Annotated in this window: 3 protein-coding genes; all 3 read right to left on the bottom strand. The window is 48.9% G+C overall.

Annotated features, from left to right (window positions below; genetic code table 11):
* On the bottom strand, positions 1 to 943 hold a 943-nt coding region (locus tag OXH39_21885; protein MCY3553119.1), incomplete at its 3' end, for a hypothetical protein.
* A gap of 147 nt (positions 944 to 1,090) precedes the next feature.
* A complete protein-coding gene (locus OXH39_21880; protein ID MCY3553118.1) occupies positions 1,091 to 1,705 on the bottom strand; it encodes an RNA polymerase sigma factor in 615 nt (204 codons plus the stop codon).
* A gap of 168 nt (positions 1,706 to 1,873) precedes the next feature.
* A complete protein-coding gene (locus OXH39_21875) occupies positions 1,874 to 2,350 on the bottom strand; it encodes a hypothetical protein (protein MCY3553117.1) in 477 nt (158 codons plus the stop codon).
* Between the last annotated feature and the right edge of the window lie 189 nt (positions 2,351 to 2,539).

Genomic DNA, 2,539 nt, shown 5'->3' with positions numbered 1-2,539 from the left:
GCTCGATCTCCACGACGGCACCACGGAGATCACGCTCGAACCCGTTGCCACCGCTCGTTTGAAGGTCGACATCGCCGTTGAACGCCTTAAGCTCGATGTTCCCACCTGAGGTCTTTCCGTGAATATGTCCGGTTATATTTTCGAGGCGGAGTCGGCTTCCAGCTGTTTTGGCATTCACGTCTCCGGTTATATCAACAGCGGAAATGTCCGCCCCTGCTGTTTTCAAATCGAGGGAATAGTGTCGAGGCACAACGAGACTAAACTGAATGTCTAAACGTTTTTGCGCTTTTTTCCACTGTTTTTCGGAGCCTCTGAATTTTGCTTCGATTTTAACATCAGATGCCTCGTGTGTCAGCTGGACATCGAAATTCTTGAGGATTTCTCCTGCCCGTCGGTCTGCTTTCAACTGTGCGGAACGTTGCACGCGCACAGAAACAGTGTCAGTCTCCGCGCTCTGTACGTCAATTGCGCCGAAGTCCGTATCAACGGTTAACTTGCCACCAGCTGCGACAGGAAACACTTCGGTTATATCTTCAAGCGTGGTCTCGGTTAAGAAATCTGGGACTGCTCTCCGAATCAAATCACTGAACGGTTTATCTGTGAGTTCCTCTGTTAAGTTTTCCACGAACCTTTTTCCGAAAAAACTATCGAACCATCCCTTGAAATCGGAAACGGTGTCCAATTCGTCGTTGAGATATGCTGCGAGCTGATGGCATGCGATTCCGATTTGACCAAAAGACGCATCGTCTGCAAGTTCTTCAAAAAGTCCATCAGGCACAGCACTCAGGTCACGCAGACGTTTGAGGACGTTATTGAATTGAGAGATGCATCGTTGTTCGCCCCCTCTAAAGGCATCCGTTAGGGCTGCATCCTCCGTAATCTTTGCGGTGTGCTCAAGCATGAGAAAAAGTGCTTTGAGTTCGTTCGGTCTCGGCTGTTCCATATTTTTTACCTCTCTGTGGTTGTAGGTTAACTGACCACTAATAGCTTCCATCAGGACTTACGCAAAATTACGGAATCCCGCTATCTATCACGCGATCGGTGCGGTTAGGAAACCGCACCTACCAAGGAAATGCGTAAATCCTATCCGTTATATATCCATTCCGTACCCACGTTTTTCCAAGATCGTTTTCAGGAGATCCTTCGCTTTGTGTAACCGCCACTTGACAGTCGTCAGCGGAATAGACAAAAATTCAGCAATCCGCTTTTGGGGCATCTCCGCCCAATAGTAGAGTTGAATGACCTCTTGATAATCGTTTGGGAGACCTTGTATAGCATCTCTGACAGCCTCTTGCGTTAATTCCCGTTCTACAATGCGCGCTGGATCTGCTTGTGATGTATCTGAGACTCTATTTAAATGGAGTTCCATATCTTCTTCTGGTTGATAGCGACTGGCATTCTTATAGTAACGCAAAGCGCGGTTTCGAGTAATAGAGTGGAGCCATGCCCCAAACCGGTTCAGATCAGTGAGTTGTGGAAGTGCCTCAAAAGAACGCAAAAACGCGTCCTGTACGACATCTTCTGCATCGGCAGGATTTCGGACAATCTGCTGTGCGACCGTCAACATCGCGCGTCGATAACGATTGACTAATACATCAAACGCCGATGTGTTTCCCGCAAGTGACGCGACGACCAACTCGGCATCACTTATCTCAGTTATTTCTTGACTTTGCAATATCGGCTTGCAAGCTTCGCCTATAGACATGAAACGCTCCCTTCTTGCTTATTAGAGTCCGGCAATGTGAAAAGGATAGTAAAAAGTGCGTTTTGTTTTGAAAGTGCGCCGATATGCGGAAGGGGAAGGAAAGAAACACAGCCGCTGGCCTCCGACTGAACAATGTTAGAGGTGCAACGGCTGCTGTTAGCAGATGTGCTATGAAGTGGGTCTATAAAGCATAACCAAACATCCGCCGAGTGCAGCGAGCAAGATGCCTGCGACGAATTGCCATCGGACAGCACTCCAGCCCCCGGCAGGCGGATGTGAGAGGGTCGCGACGACAGCGTTTACAATAGGCGCGCCTGCGAAAACAATCGACATCACAACGGCAGGCCTACCGCCAGCCCCAAAAGCGAGTAACACCCCAAATGCGCCAATCGCCCCAACAAGTCCTGCCACGAAAGACCAAGAAACACCTTTGCCAGTAAATTGCCAGTCGGAGCCGTTAAGGATCAGCATCAAGGCAGAACCGATGACAGCCGCGAGTAGGTAGGCAAGTCCGACAAAGAGAAACGCTTTGTAACGTCCATGCACGGGATCTGCCATCGAAACCTGTCCCTGATGTAGAAAGACACCGTAAAGTCCCCATGAGGAGACAGTCATGAAAACAAAAATGAGCCATGTTTTAACCATAATTTCTTCCCCTTCGATTTTTGGCAAGTCCGCTTCCAAAGCGCGCCCATAATTGTTTAGGACTTACGCAATTTTGCCCATAATGCCTTCTATGAGATGGAAATTCTCAGGCAAACACAAGTGTTCTGGTGGCACAACCTAACAGGTTTGCGGCGTACTCGCCCAGATGCGACGTGCATCATGCTACAA

The organism is Candidatus Poribacteria bacterium, from assembly GCA_026702755.1.
Classification (GTDB): Bacteria; Poribacteria; WGA-4E; order WGA-4E; family WGA-3G; genus WGA-3G.
Note: the sequence above shows the minus strand (reverse complement) of the source record. Positions and strands in the feature narration are given on the sequence as shown.